Source organism: Neorhizobium sp. P1_A6 (genome assembly GCF_056406795.1).
Window position 1 is genome coordinate 1 of the sequence record NZ_JBFTZM010000033.1, and the last position, 17832, is coordinate 17832.

Genomic DNA, 17832 nt, shown 5'->3' on the forward strand with positions numbered 1-17832 from the left:
TAGTCGGCGTGGCCGGGGCAGTCGACGTGCGCATAGTGGCGGGCCGGCGTCTCATATTCGACGTGCGCCGTCGAAATGGTGATGCCGCGTGCCTTTTCTTCAGGAGCCGCGTCGATCTGGTCATAGGCCTTGTACTCGCCGAAGTACTTCGTGATCGCGGCCGTCAGCGACGTCTTGCCATGGTCAACGTGACCGATCGTGCCAATGTTGACGTGCGGCTTGTTGCGCTCAAACTTGCTCTTTGCCATTTCCGGCTTCTCCGTTCTTATCCCCGTCAGGGGTTATTCTCTAATTTGATTGGGCGGGGTTACCCCGGTCACTTCTGACCGGAGTACTTGGCCTGGATTTCGTTTGCGACGTTGGTCGGAACCGGTGCGTAGTGATCGAAGGTCATCGAATACTGCGCGCGGCCCTGAGACATGGAGCGCAGGTTGTCGACGTACTTGAACATGTTCGCGAGCGGCACATGGGCGTTGATCACGACGGCGATGCCGCGCGATTCCTGGCCCTGGATCTGGCCACGACGGGAGTTCAGGTCGCCGATAACGTCACCGACGTAATCTTCCGGAGTGACAACTTCGACCTTCATCATCGGCTCGAGGAGCTGAGCACCGGCCTTCTTGGCTGCTTCACGGAAGCAGGCGCGAGACGCGATTTCGAATGCCAGAACCGAGGAGTCGACGTCATGGTAGGCACCATCGATGAGCGTCGCCTTGACGCCCAGCATCGGGAAGCCAGCCAGCGGACCGGAAGACAGAACGCTTTCGATGCCCTTCTGGACGCCCGGGATGTATTCCTTCGGAACAGAACCGCCGACGATCTTGGACTCGAACTTGAAGTCGTCGCCGTCCGGGTTCGGTTCGAAAACGATCTTGACGCGCGCGAACTGGCCGGTACCACCGGACTGCTTCTTGTGCGTGTAATCTTCTTCGTGCTTGCGAGTGATGGTTTCGCGGTAAGCAACCTGCGGAGCACCAACGGTGGCTTCGACCTTGAACTCGCGACGCATGCGGTCGACGAGGATGTCGAGGTGAAGTTCGCCCATGCCGGCGATGATCGTCTGGCCGGACTCTTCGTCGGTCTTGACGCGGAAGGACGGGTCCTCGGCAGCTAGGCGGTTGAGCGCGAGGCCCATCTTTTCCTGGTCGCCCTTGGACTTCGGCTCGATGGCGATCTGGATGACCGGCTCGGGGAATTCCATGCGCTCGAGGATGACCGGCTTCAGCGGATCGCAGAGCGTGTCGCCCGTGGTGGTTTCCTTGAGGCCTGCGAGAGCGACGATGTCGCCGGCGAAGGCTTCTTCGATGTCTTCACGGGAGTTCGAGTGCATCTGCAGCATGCGGCCGACGCGCTCGCGCTTTTCCTTGACCGTGTTCAACAGAGCAGCGCCCTTTTCGAGCTTGCCCGAATAGATACGGCAGAAGGTCAGCGAACCGACGAAGGGGTCGTTCATGATCTTGAACGCCAGCATCGAAAGCGGCTCGGTATCATCGGGATGACGGTCGATTTCGGCTTCGGTCTTGACGTCGATGCCCTTGATGGCCGGAATGTCTGCCGGCGACGGCAGGAATTCGACGACGGCGTCGAGGAGAGGCTGAACGCCCTTGTTCTTGAAGGCAGAGCCGCAGAACATCGGGAAGAACTTGACGTCGATCGTGCCGCGACGGATGAGCGCACGGATCTTATCGTTGTCCGGCATGACGCCGTTCAGATAGTTTTCCATGGCTTCTTCGTCGATGTCGACAACCGTCTCGATCATCTTTTCGCGGAATTCTTCGGCGCGAGCCTTCAGGTCTTCCGGGATTTCGACGACGTCCCACTGGGCGCCGAGCGACTCGTCGCGCCAGACGAGAGCGTTCATCTCGATCAGGTCGACGATGCCCTTGAATTCGGTTTCAGCACCGATCGGCAACTGGCAGACAACCGCAGTCGCGCCGAGGCGCGTCTTGATCATCTCGACCGAGCGATAGAAATCGGCGCCGGTCTTGTCCATCTTGTTGCAGAAGATCAGGCGCGGAACCTTGTACTTGTCGGCCTGACGCCAGACGGTCTCCGTCTGCGGTTCAACGCCGGCATTGGCGTCGAGGAGAGCGACAGCACCGTCGAGCACGCGCAGCGAACGTTCGACTTCGATGGTGAAGTCGACGTGGCCGGGGGTGTCGATGATGTTGAAGCGGCGCATCTTGCCGTCACGGCCCTTCCAGAAGGTCGTGGTCGCAGCAGAGGTGATCGTGATGCCACGCTCCTGCTCCTGCTCCATCCAGTCCATCGTGGCTGCGCCGTCGTGAACTTCACCGATCTTGTGCGACTTGCCGGTGTAATAAAGGATACGCTCGGTGGTCGTGGTCTTGCCGGCGTCGATATGCGCCATGATACCGAAATTGCGGTAGTCTTCGATTTTATATTCGCGAGCCATAGGACTGCCTTTCGAAATTCGATCGAGTGAAGATTACCAACGGTAATGCGAGAATGCGCGGTTGGCGTCGGCCATCTTGTGCGTGTCTTCACGCTTCTTGACGGCGCTGCCACGATTGTTTGCGGCATCCATGAGTTCACCGGAAAGGCGATCGACCATCGTCGTTTCGTTGCGCTTGCGGGCAGCAGCGATCACCCAACGGATCGCGAGAGCCTGACGGCGCTCGGGACGAACGTCGACCGGAACCTGGTAGGTCGCACCACCAACGCGGCGCGAACGAACTTCGACATGCGGCGCGACATTGTCGAGCGCCGAATGGAAGATACCCAGCGGGTCGGCCTTGGCCTTGCCCTGCACGACGTCGAACGCGCCGTAAACGATGTTTTCAGCTACGGACTTCTTGCCGTGGAGCATGATCGCATTCATGAACTTCGTGACGACCAGATCGCCGAACTTCGGGTCCGGATTGATCTCACGCTTCTCTGCACTATGGCGTCGGGACATACTTCTCGTCTCTCAATTGTTACGGGCGCTTTACCACGCGGAGAACCTCGCGCAGCGCCGGATAATCAGAATTCCGAATTACTTCGGACGCTTCGCGCCGTACTTGGAACGGCGCTGCTTGCGGTTCTTGACGCCCTGGGTGTCGAGAACGCCGCGGATGATGTGGTAGCGAACGCCCGGCAAGTCCTTGACGCGGCCGCCGCGGATCATCACGACGGAGTGTTCCTGCAGGTTGTGGCCTTCACCCGGGATGTAGCCGATGACTTCGAAGCCGTTGGTCAGGCGAATCTTGGCAACCTTACGCAGAGCCGAGTTCGGCTTCTTCGGGGTCGTCGTGTAAACGCGGGTGCAAACGCCGCGCTTCTGGGGGTTTTCCTGCAGAGCAGGAACCTTGTTACGCTTTACGTTCGCCTGGCGAGGCTTGCGGATCAGCTGGTTTACGGTAGGCATTCAACCATCCCTTACGTTTTTCTCAGTACCCTTTCGGGCCGATCTGATGCCGTTTCCGGCGGCGGCACACACATTTCCTCATGCGCAAAACGTGGCCCGATCCGCTTTTCGCGGATGGACCACAGAAAGCAGAGGACGCATTCCTCATGCGTCGTGCGTGCAGCATTCGTGTCTTCAACGTGCGTATGGAACCGTGTCTGAGGCGTACTCCGGAACGAGTCGTTCCGAACGGGCAAGCCTCACATCGCTTCCGATGCGGGGCGTTTACTGTTTTCCCCCCTGTCCGTCAAGACCGAATCCTAAATTATTGCCCCAAACCCTTGGTTTCGGGGCCAAATGGAGGGTTTCGAGACAAGTTTCGTGAAATATGACATGCCCTCGCGGATAATGTTTGGGAATCATCGCCGATCGCACTAAAGAGTGCGGGAACCTTCCGTTCCGCCTCGTCTTCGGACGATACCAGGGATTCGCTTGCGGAGATGACCATGATCGCCACACCCGACAATGACAACAACCTCGACGGGCCGATGGTCTTCATCATCATCGGCAAGGGCTACGAAAAGAAGGGCGCCGAGGGCATCGAACTGCATATCATGCTGCGCGCGCCGGACGACGATTCCGCCGTCCGCGAAGCGCTCAACGCGCTCTCCGAAGAAGGCTTCATCGAGGCCGACCTCGACCAGATCGGCATCCTGACCGACGAACCGACCGAGGAGCCGCATGCCTCCGCCTACCAGGGCGCCCTCGAAGGCGAAGTGGCGATCATCCGGTTCGAGTAGCCCCGATCTCCAAAGAGGCCTGGCTGCCCTCGCCTCCTCCGACTGGCGGACGTTGTCTCTCCTTACCCTCACCAGTGGCGACACGTCCACGTTTCGCCAGAGCATGCACCAAGCCGCCGGACAGTTCCGGCGGCTTTTTTGATGCCCTGTCCTTGGCCCGAAACGAAAAAACCGCCCGGATCGCTCCGGGCGGTTTTTGATTTCCAATTGGCCGTTACCGATCACTCCGCGGGCGTGTTCTCGGTGTTCAGATCCTGAAGCATCGGGGTGGCGGACGAAGCGCCCGAACCCTTCTTGCGTTCTTCCAGGATGAGTTCGTCGCGCGATGTGGCGATACGGCGGATCTGGGTCATGGTGCCGCCCGTACCGGCCGGGATGAGACGGCCGACGATGACGTTTTCCTTGAGGCCCTGCAGCGTGTCGGTCTTGCCGGCGATCGCAGCTTCCGTCAGCACCTTGGTCGTTTCCTGGAAGGAAGCGGCCGAGATGAAGGACGGGGTCTGCAGCGACGCCTTGGTGATGCCGAGCAGAACCGGTTCGCCGTAAGCGGGCTTCTTGCCTTCTTCGGCGAGACGCTCGTTGACTTCGTCCAGTTCGATCCGGTCGACATTGTCACCGACGATGTACTGGCTGTCGCCGGCATCGGTGATCTCGACCTTCTGCAGCATCTGACGAACAATCACCTCGATGTGCTTGTCGTTGATGACAACGCCCTGCAGACGATAGACTTCCTGGATTTCGTTGACGAGGTAGGAAGCAAGTGCTTCCACGCCCTTGATCGCCAGGATGTCGTGCGGCGCCGGGTTGCCGTCGAGGATGTAGTCGCCCTTTTCGATGTAGTCGCCTTCCTGAAGATGGAAGGGCTTGCCCTTCGGAATCAGATATTCGACCGGCTCGACACCGTCTTCCGCTGGCTCGATCATGACGCGACGCTTGTTCTTGTAGTCGCGGCCGAGGCGGATCGTACCATCGATCTCAGCGATGATGGCGTGATCCTTCGGACGACGGGCTTCGAAGAGCTCGGCAACACGCGGCAGACCACCGGTGATGTCCTTGGTCTTGGCGCTTTCCAGCGGAACGCGGGCGAGAACGTCGCCCTGGCTGACCTTCTGACCCGGCTCGACCGACAGGATGGCGTCGACCGACAGGTTGAAGCGGGCTTCGCCACCGCGGGCCAGTTTCATGATTGTGCCCGAAGCGTCCTTGATGACGATCGCCGGCTTCAGGTCGATGCCGCGTGGCGTCGAACGCCAGTCGATGACCTGACGCTTGGTGATGCCGGTGGATTCGTCGGTCGATTCCGAAACCGAGATCGAGTCGACCACGTCTTCGAACTGAACCGTACCTTCCACTTCCGTCATCATCGGGCGTGTGTAGGGGTCCCACTCTGCCAGACGCTGACCGCGACGAACCTTGTCGCCATCATCCACGAACAGCTTCGAACCGTAGGCGACGCGCTGCGAGGAACGCTCGACGCCGCGCTCGTCAAGGATGGTGACCGCCATGTTGCGGCCCATCGCGACGAGAACGCCTTCGGAGTTCCGCAGCATGTTGCGGTTCTTGATCTGGATCGTGCCTTCGTACGACGCTTCCAGGAACGACTGGTCGACCACGTTTGCCGTACCACCCAAGTGGAAGGTACGCATGGTGAGCTGGGTTCCCGGCTCGCCGATCGACTGAGCCGCGATGACGCCGACGGCTTCGCCCATGTTGACCGGAGTACCACGGGCCAGATCTCGGCCGTAGCAGACCGAGCAGACGCCCGTCTGAACTTCGCAGGTCAGTGCAGAACGGATGCGGATCGACTGGATACCAGCCTTTTCGATCTCGATGACATCCGGCTCGAGGATCATCTTGCCGGCATCGACGATGCGGGCACCCGTGACCGGATGATCGATGTCGTCGAGTGCGGTACGGCCAAGAACACGAGCGCCGATGGAAGCCACGACCTGACCGGCGTCAACGATCGCCGTCATGGTGAGGCCGCTCTCGGTGCCGCAATCGACCAGATTGACGATGCAGTCCTGCGCCACGTCGACGAGACGACGGGTCAGGTAACCGGAGTTCGCGGTCTTCAAGGCGGTGTCTGCGAGACCCTTACGGGCACCGTGGGTCGAGTTGAAGTACTCGTTAACGGTCAGGCCTTCCTTGAAGTTCGAGATGATCGGCGTTTCGATGATCTCACCCGACGGCTTGGCCATCAGGCCACGCATGCCGCCCAGCTGGCGCATCTGGTTCGGAGAACCACGGGCACCCGAGTGGGACATCATGTAGATGGCGTTCATCTGCTTTTGGCGACCGGTTTCCGGATCGAACTCGACGGCCTTAATGCGGGCCATCATGTCTTCCGCAACCTTCTCGGTAGCCTTGCCCCAGGCGTCGACGACCTTGTTGTACTTTTCGCCCTGAGTGATCAGGCCGTCGTTGTACTGCTGCTCGTATTCCTTCACCAGGGTCTCGGTATCACCAACGATCTTCGCCTTGGTTTCCGGGATGATCATGTCATCCTTGCCGAACGAAATGCCGGCCTTGCAGGCGTGCGTGAAGCCGAGCTGCATGATGCGGTCGCAGAAGATCACCGTGTCCTTCTGGCCGCAGTGACGGTAGACCGTGTCGATCATCTTGGAGATGTTCTTCTTGGTCATTTCCTGGTTGCAGGTTTCGAACGGCACGTTGACGTTCTTCGGCAGAAGTTCGCCGATGATCATGCGGCCAGGGGTCGTCTCATAGATCTTCGAGACCAGCTTGCCGTCGGCATCCAGGGTCTTGAAGCGACCGCGGATCTTGGCATGCAGGGTAACGACCTTGTTTTCCAGAGCGTGGTGCAGTTCGCCCATGTCGGAGAAGGCCATGCCTTCGCCCGGCTCGTTCTGGTTCATGATCGCCAGATAGTAGAGGCCGAGAACCATGTCCTGCGACGGAACGATGATCGGTGCGCCGTTTGCAGGGTGCAGGATGTTGTTCGTCGACATCATCAGCACGCGGGCTTCGAGCTGGGCTTCGAGCGACAGCGGCACGTGAACGGCCATCTGGTCACCGTCGAAGTCGGCGTTGAAGGCCGTGCAGACGAGCGGATGCAGCTGGATCGCCTTGCCTTCGACCAGGATCGGTTCGAAGGCCTGGATGCCCAGGCGGTGCAGCGTCGGTGCGCGGTTCAGGAGAACCGGATGCTCGCGGATAACCTCGTCGAGGATATCCCAGACTTCCGGCTTTTCCTTTTCAACCAGCTTCTTGGCCTGCTTGACGGTCGAGGAGTAACCCTTGGCGTCGAGGCGGGCGTAGATGAACGGCTTGAACAGTTCGAGCGCCATCTTCTTCGGCAGGCCGCACTGGTGCAGCTTCAGTTCCGGACCGGTCACGATGACAGAACGGCCGGAATAGTCGACGCGCTTGCCGAGAAGGTTCTGGCGGAAGCGGCCCTGCTTGCCCTTGAGCATATCGGACAGCGACTTCAGCGGACGCTTGTTGGCGCCGGTGATGACGCGGCCACGACGGCCGTTGTCGAACAGCGCGTCCACAGATTCCTGCAGCATGCGCTTTTCGTTGCGGATGATGATGCCCGGAGCGCGCAGTTCGATCAGGCGCTTCAGACGGTTGTTACGGTTGATGACGCGACGATAGAGATCATTGAGGTCCGAGGTCGCAAAGCGGCCGCCATCGAGCGGAACCAGCGGGCGCAGGTCCGGCGGGATGACCGGGACGACCTTCATGATCATCCATTCCGGACGGTTGCCCGATTCCATGAAGTTCTCGACGATCTTCAGGCGCTTCATCAGCTTCTTCTGCTTCAGGTCCGACGTGGTGTCGGCAAGTTCCGAACGCAGGTCGCCAGCGATCTTTTCGAGATTCATCGAGGCCAGCATCTCGTAGATGGCCTCGGCGCCGATCATCGCCGTGAACTGATCTTCGCCGAACTCGTCGACGGCGATCATGTATTCTTCTTCGGAAAGAAGCTGGTTTTCCTTGAGCGAGGTGAGGCCCGGCTCAGTGACGATGTAGTTCTCAAAATAGAGAACGCGCTCGACATCCTTCAGCGTCATGTCGAGAAGGGTCGAGATGCGCGACGGAAGCGACTTCAGGAACCAGATATGGGCGACGGGAGCGGCGAGCTCGATATGGCCCATGCGCTCACGGCGAACGCGCGACAGCGTGACTTCGACGCCGCACTTTTCGCAGATGATGCCCTTGTACTTCATGCGCTTGTACTTGCCGCACAGGCACTCATAGTCCTTGATCGGCCCGAAGATGCGCGCGCAGAAAAGGCCGTCGCGTTCCGGCTTGAAGGTACGGTAGTTGATGGTCTCCGGCTTTTTGATCTCGCCGTAGGACCAGGAGAGAATCTTCTCCGGAGACGCGATCGAGATACGGATCGAATCGAAGTGCTGTGCAGGCACCTGCGGATTGAAAAGATTCATGACCTCTTGGTTCATGCCTATCTCCTTTAGGGGCGGAAGCCCTCGGCTGGCGATCGAAACGGTCCGAATTCCCGGGAGGGACCGCCCGATGCTCTAAAACAGTATTAGCCGCGAAATGCGGCAAAAATCCCCTGTCCTTCCGGCGGATACCGGAGGTGGGAGTGGCGCGCGCCCATTCCTGGCGCGCGCCGGCTTGTCGTTTTATTCGGCTGCGTCGGGCAACTGACCGGCATTCGCCTCGTCGATCTTCGAGTTCTCGAGCTCGACGGACAGGCCGAGAGAGCGCATTTCCTTGACGAGAACGTTGAAGCTCTCCGGAATGCCTGCCTCGAACGTGTCGTCGCCGCGAACGATCGCTTCGTAGACCTTGGTACGGCCGGCCACGTCGTCCGACTTCACGGTCAGCATTTCCTGCAGCGTGTAGGCGGCGCCATAGGCTTCGAGCGCCCAGACTTCCATTTCGCCGAAGCGCTGGCCGCCGAACTGCGCCTTGCCACCGAGCGGCTGCTGGGTGACCAGCGAGTACGGACCGATCGAACGCGCGTGGATCTTGTCGTCCACGAGGTGGTTCAGCTTGATCATGTACATGTAGCCGACAGTCACCTTGCGGTCGAACTGCTCACCGGTACGGCCGTCATAGAGGACCGACTGACCGGACGGATCGAGGCCCGCCTTGGTCAGCATCGCTGCGACGTCCGGCTCATGCGCACCGTCGAAGACCGGCGTTGCGATCGACAGACCACGCTTGGACTGCTCGGCCAGACGAACGAGAGAGTCGTCGTCGAAGCTGGCAACTTCAGCGTTTGCCTCACTCTGATAGGCTTCCGTCAGCTCTTTCTTCAAGTCGGTGATATCGTTCGACTTGCGGTACTCTTCAAGCATCGCACCGATACGCTTGCCCATGCCGGCGCAAGCCCAGGCCAGGTGCGTCTCGAGGATCTGACCGACGTTCATGCGCGAAGGCACGCCGAGCGGGTTCAGAACGATGTCGACATGCGTGCCGTCCTCGAGGAACGGCATGTCCTCGACCGGTACGATGCGCGACACGACGCCCTTGTTGCCGTGACGGCCAGCCATCTTGTCGCCCGGCTGGATCTTGCGCTTCACAGCGACGAAGACCTTGACCATCTTCATGACGCCCGGAGGCATTTCGTCGCCGCGCTGGACCTTTTCGACCTTGTCCATGAAGCGCTGTTCAAGGCGCGACTTGGATTCGTCGTACTGGCCGCGGAGCGCTTCGACTTCGCCCTGCACCTTTTCGTCCTCGACTGCGAACATCCACCACTGCGAGCGGGGATATTCGGAGATGACGGCGTTGGTGAGCTCGATGCCCTTCTTGAAGCCCTTCGGACCGGCAACCGACATCTGGCCGCGCAGCATGTCCGTCAGACGGCCATAGACGTTGCGGTCGAGAATTGCCTGTTCGTCGTCGCGGTCCTTGGCGAGGCGTTCGATTTCCTCCCGCTCGATCGCCATGGCGCGTTCGTCCTTCTCCACACCGTGACGGTTGAAGACGCGGACTTCGACGACCGTGCCGAACGTGCCCGGGGGCATGCGCATGGAGGTGTCGCGAACGTCGGAGGCCTTTTCACCGAAGATGGCGCGCAGAAGCTTTTCTTCCGGCGTCATCGGGCTTTCGCCCTTCGGAGTGATCTTGCCGACGAGGATGTCGCCCGGCTGGACTTCGGCGCCGATGTAGACGATGCCGGCTTCGTCGAGGTTCTTCAGCGCTTCTTCCGAAACGTTCGGAATGTCGCGGGTGATTTCTTCCGGACCAAGCTTGGTGTCACGCGCCATCACTTCGAATTCTTCGATGTGAATGGAGGTGAACACGTCGTCCGACACGATGCGCTCGGAGAGCAGGATCGAGTCTTCGTAGTTGTAGCCGTTCCAGGGCATGAACGCGACAAGCGCGTTGCGGCCGAGCGCCAAGTCACCAAGGTCCGTCGACGGACCGTCGGCAATGATGTCGCCCTTGTTCAGGATGTCGCCGACGGCGACCAGCGGACGCTGGTTGACGCAGGTGTTCTGGTTCGAACGCTGGAACTTCTGCAGACGATAGATATCGACGCCCGACTTCGACGGATCGAGGTCTTCGGTGGCGCGGATAACGATACGCGTCGCGTCGACCTGGTCGACCACGCCGCCACGGCGGGCAGCGATGGCTGCGCCGGAGTCGCGAGCGACGACCGGTTCCATGCCGGTGCCGACGAACGGAGCTTCAGCACGTACCAGCGGCACGGCCTGACGCTGCATGTTCGAGCCCATCAGAGCGCGGTTGGCGTCGTCGTTTTCCAGGAACGGGATCAGAGCTGCCGCGACCGAAACGAGCTGCTTCGGCGAGACGTCCATCAGGTTGATGGTGTCGCGCGGGGACAGCATGACTTCGCCGGCATGACGGCAGACGACGAACTCTTCCACGAAAGAGCCGTTCTTATCCAGTTCGGCGTTCGCCTGTGCGACGTAATACTTCGCCTCTTCCATAGCGGAGAGGTAAAGCACTTCCTTCGTCACCACACCGTCGATGATCTTGCGATACGGGCTTTCGATGAAGCCGTACTTGTTGACGCGGGCAAAAGTTGCAAGCGAGTTGATCAGACCGATGTTCGGGCCTTCCGGCGTTTCGATCGGGCAAATACGGCCGTAATGGGTCGGGTGAACGTCGCGGACTTCGAAGCCGGCGCGCTCGCGGGTCAGACCACCCGGGCCAAGTGCCGAAAGACGGCGCTTGTGGGTGATTTCCGAAAGCGGGTTCACCTGGTCCATGAACTGCGACAGCTGCGAGGAACCGAAGAATTCACGAACCGCGGCGGCTGCCGGCTTCGCGTTGATCAGGTCCTGCGGCATGACGGTATCGATCTCGATCGACGACATGCGTTCCTTGATAGCGCGCTCCATGCGGAGCAGGCCGAGGCGATACTGATTTTCCATCAGTTCGCCGACGGAACGGACGCGGCGGTTGCCAAGGTTGTCGATGTCGTCGATCTCGCCCTTGCCGTCGCGCAGTTCGACCAGCATCCGGACTACGGCCAGGATGTCGTCCTTGCGCAGCGTACGGACGGTGTCGGCGACTTCGAGGTCGAGGCGCATGTTCATCTTGACGCGGCCGACGGCGGAGAGGTCGTAACGCTCCGAATCGAAGAACAGCGAGTTGAACATGGCTTCGGCCGATTCCATGGTCGGCGGTTCACCCGGACGCATGACGCGGTAGATGTCGAACAGAGCGTCCTGACGGTTCTCGTTCTTGTCGGCCGACAGCGTGTTGCGGATGTAGGCGCCGACATTGATATGGTCGATGCCGAGAACCGGAACTTCGTCGAAACCTGCATTGAGGATAACCGGCAGGGTCTTTTCGTCGATCTCGTCGCCGGCTTCGAGGTAGATCTCGCCGGTTGCCGCGTTGACGATGTCTTCGGCAAGATAGTTGCCGTAGATGTCGTCATTGGTTGCCTTCAACGCCTTCAGGCCCTTGTCCGTCAGCTGACGGAGAAGGCGCGGCGTGAGCTTCTTGCCGGATTCGACAACCACTTCGCCGGTATCGGCGTCGATCATGTCGGAAAGGGTCTTGGCACCCTTCAGGGTTTCCGGCTGGAACGGAATCCGCCAGCCATCGCCGTCGCGCTGATAGGACGACTTCGTATAGAAGGTCGACAGGATTTCTTCACCGTCCATGCCAAGCGCCATCAGCAGCGAGGTCACGGGGATCTTACGGCGGCGGTCGATGCGGGCGTAGACGATATCCTTGGCGTCGAATTCGATGTCGAGCCAGGAACCGCGATACGGGATGACGCGGGCAGCGAAGAGCAGCTTGCCGGAAGAATGGCTCTTGCCCTTGTCGTGGTCGAAGAAGACGCCCGGCGAACGGTGCATCTGGGACACGATCACGCGCTCGGTGCCGTTCACGATGAACGTACCGTTATCGGTCATGAGCGGCATGTCGCCCATGTAGACCGACTGCTCCTTGATGTCCTTGATCGACTTTGCGCCCGTATCCTCGTCGATATCGAACACGATGAGACGCAGCGTCACCTTCAGCGGCGCTGCATAGGTCAGATCGCGCTGACGGCATTCTTCCACGTCGAACTTCGGCAGTTCGAATTCGTAGGATACGAATTCGAGCATGGAGGCGCCGGAAAAATCGGTGATCGGGAAGACCGACCGGAAGACGGCGTTCAGACCTTCGTCCGGACGACCGCCCTTCGGTTCATCGACCATCAGGAACTGGTCATAGGATGCTTTCTGAACCTCGATGAGGTTCGGCATCTCAGTGACTTCGGGGATTTTTCCAAAAAACTTGCGTACGCGCCTGCGACCATTAAAGGAAAGGGTCTGAGCCATCGTCGCTCCTTCAAACTTGCATCCGGGCCTGCAACGGACGGGGTTCGCTGGCCAGTCGATCCCGTCGATCAATGGGTATTCCCAATCTCGTCCCACCTCTCGAACACGCCAGGCCGGATTGCCTTTTCTGTTCGATTCGGGACCATCCTCTTGAGAACCCATTACCCAGGAATCGTTTTGACGGTTCCTGGGTAATATGTTCGGAGGAAACCGGCGGGAGAGGAGACCCCTCCCGCCGCATTCCGATATTACTTAACGTCGACCTTGGCGCCGGCGTCCTCAAGCTTCTTCTTGAGGTCAGCGGCTTCAGCCTTGTTGACGCCTTCCTTGACAGCCTTCGGAGCGGCTTCAACGAGATCCTTGGCTTCCTTGAGGCCCAGGCCGGTGATGGCGCGGACTTCCTTGATGACGTTGATCTTGTTGGCGCCGGCATCAGCGAGGATGACGTCGAACTCGGTCTTTTCTTCTTCAACGACAGCAGCAGCAGCGCCACCGCCAGCAGCAGCGACAGCTACCGGAGCAGCTGCAGATACGCCCCACTTCTCTTCGAGCAGCTTGGAAAGCTCAGCGGCTTCCAGAACGGTCAGGGCAGAGAGGTCTTCAACGATCTTTGCGAGATCAGCCATTTTGATAGTTCCTTATATTCGGTTCGAACTTGATTTGGGTATGAACAGCGAAAAACCGCCTTAAGCGGCTTCCTCGTCCTTCTTGGCGTAGGCCGCGAACACGCGGGCAAGCTGGCTTGCCGGTGCTGCAACAACCGTCGCGATACGCGATGCCGGGGCATTCAAGAGGCCCAGCAGCTTGCCGCGAAGCTCGTCCAGCGAAGGCAGGGTCGCAAGCGACTTGACCGCATCCGCAGTGAGCGTGGTTGCACCCATGGAACCGCCCAGAACAATGATCTTGTCATTGGTCTTGGCGAAATCCATGACGACCTTCGGAGCCGTTACCGGGTCTTCGCTGAATGCGATCAGCGTCTGACCCTTGAAGAGATTTGACATCCCTTCCGACTCCGTACCCTGAAGAGCGATCTTGGCCAGACGGTTCTTCGCGACTTTGACGGTGCCACCAGCAGCGCGCATCTTCGAACGAAAATCGTTCATCTGCGCTACTGTGACACCAGCATAGTGGGCCACGACAACCGAACCAGAAGCCTTGAAGACTTCGTTCAGCTCCGTGACAAATTCGCGCTTTTCCGCTCTTTCCACTGTCTGTCTCCAGTTGACGGGACCGCAATCCTGCAGGCCCCATCGGGTTGCCTTTGCCTCAAGGGATCCCTTGATTAGGACCCCAAGCGACGCTTGAGGATCCTGTCCCCTCGCACTGTCGCCACTGGGGCTCCAGGCACAAGGCACACTAGGCTCGAACCGAATTCGTAAAGCGCGCTAGCGCCTCAAAAATCTCGGGTCTTACCCGTCTCATGCAGGCATCAAGTGATTAAGGTCGAAACCACCCGCAATCTCGGACAGGAATTCCCAGGTTTCCCTGGGAAATTCCCGGCCCCGAAGGACCGGGAATTCATGCAGTCCAGAACCCAAAGGCGCTGGACAGAACTTTAGATCGTCACCGTCGACGGATCGATCTTGACGCCCGGACCCATGGTCGAGGAAATCGCTACGCGCTTGACGTAGTTACCCTTCGCACCAGCCGGCTTGGCCTTAATGACCGCATCGGCGAAAGCCTTGATGTTCTCTTCGAGGGCCTTGGCTTCGAAGGAAGCCTTGCCGATGCCGGCGTGGATGATGCCAGCCTTCTCGACGCGGAACTCGACAGCGCCGCCCTTGGAAGCCTTGACGGCGCCCGTGACGTCCATGGTGACGGTTCCGACCTTCGGGTTCGGCATCATGCCGCGCGGGCCGAGAACCTTACCGAGACGACCGACGAGCGGCATCATGTCCGGGGTGGCGATGCAGCGATCGAAGTCGATCTTGCCGCCCTGAACGATTTCGACCAGATCTTCGGCGCCGACGATGTCTGCACCGGCAGCCTTGGCTTCGTCAGCCTTGGCGCCACGTGCGAAAACGGCGACGCGAACGTCACGGCCGGTACCGTTCGGCAGGTTGACCACGCCGCGGACCATCTGGTCTGCGTGACGCGGATCGACGCCGAGGTTCATGGAGATTTCGACGGTTTCGTCGAACTTCGCCGTGGCGCGAACCTTGACCATCGAAATGGCTTCCGTCAGGGCCACCAGCTTGGTCGGATCGACGCCTTCGCGGATCTTCTGAATACGCTTTGCAAGCTTTACCATGTTAAGCCACCACTTCCAGGCCCATGGCGCGGGCAGAGCCCTCGATCATGGCCATTGCGCCTTCGAGATCGGCCGCGTTCAGATCCTTCATCTTCGCCTGGGCGATGGTCTGGATCTGAGCCTTGGTCAGGGTGCCAGCCTTGGCGCCCTTGCCCGGGGTCTTCGAACCCGAGGTGATCTTCGCTTCCTTCTTCAGCCAATAGCTGACCGGAGGCTGCTTCATCGCGAAGGTGAAGGACTTGTCCTGGAAATAGGTGATGACGACCGGGATCGGCATGCCCTTTTCCATTTCCTGCGTGGCGGCGTTGAACGCCTTGCAGAATTCCATGATGTTGATGCCGCGCTGACCAAGTGCAGGACCGATCGGCGGGGACGGATTGGCCGACCCTGCCTTTACCTGCAGCTTGAGGTGGCCCATAACTTTCTTAGCCATAACTCTCTGCCTTTCGAGAGACCGGTTACCCGGCTCATTAGAGACCGGTTTCCCGGTCCGACATGCCGGCTTTCACCAGCGGCTGCGGTTGCGTGGTTCGGACAAAATGCCCGGCTAAGGCACCGCTCCTCCCACGCGTTTGCGGCAAACGCCGCACGAGGCCCGCTGCGCAAACAGCAGGCCCCATTTCGAAATTCATCAGACCTTTTCGACCTGGGCGTATTCCAGCTCGACCGGGGTCGCGCGGCCGAAGATCGAGACCTCGACCTTGAGGCGCGAACGTTCTTCGTCGACATCCTGTACGGTGCCGTTGAAGGACGCGAAAGGACCGTCGGAAACGCGGACCTGCTCGCCGATCTCGAAGGTGATCGAGGACTTCGGCCGCTCGACACCTTCCTGGACCTGGCCGAGGATGCGCTCGGCTTCGAAGTCCGGGATCGGCACCGGCTTGTTGTCGGAACCAAGGAAGCCGGTAACCTTCGGCGTGTTCTTGATCAGGTGATAGGCTTCATCGGTCAGGTTGGCCCGAACCATGACGTAACCCGGAAAGAACTTGCGCTCGGAATCAACCTTACGGCCGCGGCGCACCTCGACGACCTTTTCGGTCGGCACGAGGATCTTTTCGAACAGGTGCTCAAGCCCCTTCTGGCGAGCCTTGTTCTCGATGTCCTCGGCCACCTTCTTCTCAAAATTAGAATATGCGTGGACGATGTACCAACGCGCCGCCATCTTTATTCTCCAGGATCAAACGCTGACGTTCAGCACGAGACGGAGCAACCATCCCATAAGCTGGTCTGCAGCGAAGAAAAACAGCGCAGCGAACACAACCATAACCAGAACCATGGCCGTGGAAATCATGGTCTCACGACGAGACGGCCAATGGATTTTCGTCGTCTCGGAGCGCACTTGGCGCAGAAACGTAACGGGATTGGTTTTGGATGCCATAGATTGCCCACGCAATTACGGCGCGTAAAGCTGAACTCTCTCAGCCCCACGCACCGCGTGTCTGTTTTGACCTACATAAACACCCCTTCCCCTTTACACAAGAGGGAAAACAGTGTTCGATGAAATTTCGCCGTTTTGTACGACGGCCATTTCCCGACAATTCCGCTGCGGATAATCTCGCGCCAATCATCTGAAAATGGCAGGGGCGGCCGGGCTTGAACCGACGACCTGCGGTTTTGGAGACCGCCGCTCTACCAACTGAGCTACACCCCTTCAACCTTGGCGGAAAGTAAACCGGAAACTCCGGCTCGCCGCCAACTGGCTAGGCGCTCCCTTTAAGGGGATGCGCTGCGCTTTGCAAGCGCATTTTTGAATATCCGAACCGTTCACCTGAGCTTTCGGCCCAACCTCGGATGTCTCCGCCATCCGGGCCACCGAAAGCACCTCTTCCGCAGCCAGTCACCGAGCGGAGACTTGCTGCGCCTGATGATCTCGCCCACCCCCCACTCCGTATGCGCCCCAGAAAATATGTCTCTTCAAGGGTGCGTGCGATTGACAGTGGCCACAGAGCACGACGGCGGCAGCGCACCAGCCCCTGAGCACCGTGGCGCCGCAGGTCGCGTGTCCGTGGCCGGCGGGCCGCCATCCCATGAGCTCGGCAAGCTGTGATATGTCGGGCGCCGGAACGCCGTTTCCGTTACGAGAACGACCTGTTTCGACATGCTGACTCCGGGTGAACCTCCCAATTGCCAGAGGGTCAGGCCGAATGCAAAAGGCCCCGCCGTCGCCGGCAGGGCCTTATCTATCCAATGCCGCTATCGATTACTCGATGATCGAAGCGACGATGCCGGCGCCGACGGTGCGGCCGCCTTCGCGGATGGCGAAGCGCAGCTTTTCTTCCATCGCGATCGGAACGATCAGCTCGACGGCAACGGTCACGTTGTCGCCCGGCATGACCATTTCCGTGCCTTCCGGCAGCGAGACGATGCCCGTCACGTCCGTCGTGCGGAAGTAGAACTGCGGACGGTAGTTGGTGAAGAACGGCGTATGACGGCCGCCTTCTTCCTTCGTCAGGATGTAGGCTTCAGCCATGAACTTCTTGTGCGGCTTGACCGAACCCGGCTTGCACAGGATCTGGCCACGCTCGACGCCGTCACGCTGGACGCCACGGATCAGCGCGCCGATGTTGTCGCCGGCCTGGCCCTGGTCGAGCAGCTTGCGGAACATTTCAACGCCGGTCACCGTCGTCTTGGTGGTGGCGCGGATGCCGACGATCTCGACTTCTTCGCCAACCTTGACGA

General features: G+C 59.7%; 14 protein-coding genes and 1 tRNA gene. 1 reads left to right on the forward strand and 14 read right to left on the reverse strand.

From position 1 onward, the window contains the following. From AC1D3C_RS29685 to rpsL, 4 genes are all read right to left on the reverse strand, one after another. Window positions 1-248, reverse strand: a 248-nt coding sequence (locus AC1D3C_RS29685) for a GTP-binding protein (RefSeq protein ID WP_477485133.1), incomplete at its 3' end; no start/stop codon positions are given. Between the two features lie 68 nt (window positions 249-316). Then, the gene (fusA, locus tag AC1D3C_RS29690; protein ID WP_477485408.1) at window positions 317-2416 is read right to left on the reverse strand and encodes an elongation factor G; all 2100 of its coding nucleotides are present in this window, start codon (window positions 2414-2416) and stop codon (window positions 317-319) included. Between the two features lie 33 nt (window positions 2417-2449). After that, a complete protein-coding gene (gene rpsG / locus AC1D3C_RS29695; protein WP_007755828.1) occupies window positions 2450-2920 on the reverse strand; it encodes a 30S ribosomal protein S7 in 471 nt (156 codons plus the stop codon). Between the two features lie 78 nt (window positions 2921-2998). Continuing rightward, on the reverse strand, window positions 2999-3370 hold the full coding sequence (rpsL, locus tag AC1D3C_RS29700) for a 30S ribosomal protein S12 (protein ID WP_003547537.1): 372 nt from the start codon (window positions 3368-3370) through the stop codon (window positions 2999-3001). A gap of 485 nt (window positions 3371-3855) precedes the next feature. Here rpsL and AC1D3C_RS29705 point away from each other — a divergent pair, with 485 nt between their 5' ends. Continuing rightward, complete coding sequence (locus AC1D3C_RS29705; protein WP_038549049.1) at window positions 3856-4149, forward strand: hypothetical protein; 294 nt, start codon at window positions 3856-3858, stop codon at window positions 4147-4149. A gap of 221 nt (window positions 4150-4370) precedes the next feature. On the opposite strand, the gene rpoC is transcribed toward AC1D3C_RS29705, so the two are convergent. From rpoC to AC1D3C_RS29755, 10 genes are all read right to left on the reverse strand, one after another. After that, window positions 4371-8579 carry a DNA-directed RNA polymerase subunit beta' gene (rpoC, locus tag AC1D3C_RS29710; RefSeq protein WP_247034007.1) on the reverse strand — a complete coding sequence of 1403 codons (4209 nt, stop codon included), beginning with the start codon at window positions 8577-8579 and terminating at the stop codon, window positions 4371-4373. Window positions 8580-8765: 186 nt separating this feature from the next. Next, complete coding sequence (rpoB, locus tag AC1D3C_RS29715) at window positions 8766-12902, reverse strand: DNA-directed RNA polymerase subunit beta (protein WP_038542126.1); 4137 nt, start codon at window positions 12900-12902, stop codon at window positions 8766-8768. A 248-nt stretch (window positions 12903-13150) separates the two neighbouring features. Further along, window positions 13151-13528 (reverse strand): 50S ribosomal protein L7/L12, encoded by a 378-nt coding sequence (gene rplL / locus AC1D3C_RS29720; RefSeq protein ID WP_024164302.1) that lies wholly within the window; start codon window positions 13526-13528, stop codon window positions 13151-13153. Between the two features lie 60 nt (window positions 13529-13588). Continuing rightward, on the reverse strand, window positions 13589-14146 hold the full coding sequence (gene rplJ, locus AC1D3C_RS29725) for a 50S ribosomal protein L10 (protein WP_258718953.1): 558 nt from the start codon (window positions 14144-14146) through the stop codon (window positions 13589-13591). A gap of 311 nt (window positions 14147-14457) precedes the next feature. Further along, window positions 14458-15153 (reverse strand): 50S ribosomal protein L1, encoded by a 696-nt coding sequence (gene rplA / locus AC1D3C_RS29730; RefSeq protein ID WP_038542117.1) that lies wholly within the window; start codon window positions 15151-15153, stop codon window positions 14458-14460. 1 nt (window position 15154) lies between these two features. Next, on the reverse strand, window positions 15155-15586 hold the full coding sequence (gene rplK / locus AC1D3C_RS29735) for a 50S ribosomal protein L11 (RefSeq protein ID WP_037088457.1): 432 nt from the start codon (window positions 15584-15586) through the stop codon (window positions 15155-15157). Between the two features lie 198 nt (window positions 15587-15784). Beyond that, window positions 15785-16315, reverse strand: coding sequence for a transcription termination/antitermination protein NusG (nusG, locus tag AC1D3C_RS29740; RefSeq protein ID WP_007770615.1), 531 nt, complete (start codon window positions 16313-16315; stop codon window positions 15785-15787). A 15-nt stretch (window positions 16316-16330) separates the two neighbouring features. Continuing rightward, window positions 16331-16531 (reverse strand): preprotein translocase subunit SecE, encoded by a 201-nt coding sequence (gene secE, locus AC1D3C_RS29745; protein ID WP_038542111.1) that lies wholly within the window; start codon window positions 16529-16531, stop codon window positions 16331-16333. A gap of 197 nt (window positions 16532-16728) precedes the next feature. Then, a tRNA-Trp gene (locus tag AC1D3C_RS29750) sits at window positions 16729-16804 on the reverse strand. A gap of 549 nt (window positions 16805-17353) precedes the next feature. After that, a partial coding sequence (locus AC1D3C_RS29755) for an EF-Tu C-terminal domain-related protein (RefSeq protein ID WP_477485409.1) occupies window positions 17354-17832 on the reverse strand: 479 nt, incomplete at its 5' end.

Coding starts and splice junctions, on each gene's coding strand:
- fusA (WP_477485408.1), bottom strand. CDS start 2,416: ATGGCTCGCGAATATAAAATCGAAGACTACCGCAATTTCGGTATCATG.
- rpsG (WP_007755828.1), bottom strand. CDS start 2,920: ATGTCCCGACGCCATAGTGCAGAGAAGCGTGAGATCAATCCGGACCCG.
- rpsL (WP_003547537.1), bottom strand. CDS start 3,370: ATGCCTACCGTAAACCAGCTGATCCGCAAGCCTCGCCAGGCGAACGTA.
- AC1D3C_RS29705 (WP_038549049.1), top strand. CDS start 3,856: ATGATCGCCACACCCGACAATGACAACAACCTCGACGGGCCGATGGTC.
- rpoC (WP_247034007.1), bottom strand. CDS start 8,579: ATGAACCAAGAGGTCATGAATCTTTTCAATCCGCAGGTGCCTGCACAG.
- rpoB (WP_038542126.1), bottom strand. CDS start 12,902: ATGGCTCAGACCCTTTCCTTTAATGGTCGCAGGCGCGTACGCAAGTTT.
- rplL (WP_024164302.1), bottom strand. CDS start 13,528: ATGGCTGATCTCGCAAAGATCGTTGAAGACCTCTCTGCCCTGACCGTT.
- rplA (WP_038542117.1), bottom strand. CDS start 15,153: ATGGTAAAGCTTGCAAAGCGTATTCAGAAGATCCGCGAAGGCGTCGAT.
- rplK (WP_037088457.1), bottom strand. CDS start 15,586: ATGGCTAAGAAAGTTATGGGCCACCTCAAGCTGCAGGTAAAGGCAGGG.
- nusG (WP_007770615.1), bottom strand. CDS start 16,315: ATGGCGGCGCGTTGGTACATCGTCCACGCATATTCTAATTTTGAGAAG.
- secE (WP_038542111.1), bottom strand. CDS start 16,531: ATGGCATCCAAAACCAATCCCGTTACGTTTCTGCGCCAAGTGCGCTCC.